Here is a 1,160-nt window from a genome sequence, read left to right on the forward strand (position 1 = left end):
ACCGGCAGCACCGGTGGTGACTTCGAAAGCCTGGTGACCAGCCCAACGGCGGCAGTGACTGTCGTCACCGACACCATCGACACCACCACCGTGACCCTGAGCGCTACACCCAGCGTGGCTGAAGGTGGCGTTGTCACCTACACTGCGTCGGTCAATGCCCCGGTTACCGGCACCCCGCTGGTGGTGACCCTGGCCAACGGCCAGACCATTACCATTCCGGTCGGTGAGTCCTCCGGTTCGGTACCGTTTACCGCGCCGAACAACGTCCACAACACCAACGCACCGCTGACCAACAGCATTACCAATGTTGAAGGTGGTAACTACGAAAAAGTAGAAGCCGTTGGTAAGCCGTCCACGATTGTCACCGATGGTCCTGGCACCCAGGATTCGACTGGCCTGAGCGTCAGCGCGACTGGCGAAGTGACCGAAGGCGGCAAGATCGTCTACACCGTGTCGCTGACCAACCCAGCCGGCACTGAAATGAAGGTGACCCTGAGCAACAACCAGGTCGTCACCATCGCCGCCGGCGCGAAAGAAGGCAGCATCACCGTTGATGCTCCAGCCGACGACGTCTACAAAGACGGCGAGACGCTGAACGTCACCATCACCGGCAGCACCGGTGGTGACTTCGAAAGCCTGGTGACCAGCCCAGATGCGGCAGTGACTGTCGTTACCGACACCATCGACACCACCACCGTAACCCTGAGCGCCACTCCAAGCGTGGTTGAAGGTGGCGTTGTCACCTACACCGCGTCGGTCAACGCCCCGGTTACCGGTACCCCGCTGGTGGTGACCCTGGCCAACGGCCAGACCATCACCATCCCGGTGGGTGAGTCGTCGGGTTCGGTGCCGTTCACCGCGCCGAACAACGTCCACAACACCAACGCGCCACTGACCAACAGCATCACGGACATCAGTGGCGGCAACTACGAGAAAGTAGAAGCCACAGGCAAGCCAACCACGACCGTAACCGATGGTCCAGGCACGCAGGATTCGACTGGCCTGAGCGTCAGCGCGACTGGCGAAGTGACCGAAGGCGGCAAGATCGTCTACACCGTGTCGCTGACCAACCCAGCCGGCACTGAAATGAAGGTGACCCTGAGCAACAACCAGGTCGTCACCATCGCCGCGGGCGCGAAAGAAGGCAGCATCACCGTTGA

1 protein-coding gene is annotated in these 1,160 nt (G+C 61.3%); it reads left to right on the forward strand.

Translation table 11 applies throughout. The features are described from left to right. The coding region (locus CYD26_RS25160; protein WP_178081742.1) for an immunoglobulin-like domain-containing protein at nucleotides 1-1,160 on the forward strand (1,160 nt) is incomplete at both ends.

It is taken from the genome of Pseudomonas sp. FFUP_PS_473 (genome assembly GCF_002858665.1).
GTDB lineage: Bacteria > Pseudomonadota > Gammaproteobacteria > Pseudomonadales > Pseudomonadaceae > Aquipseudomonas > Aquipseudomonas defluvii.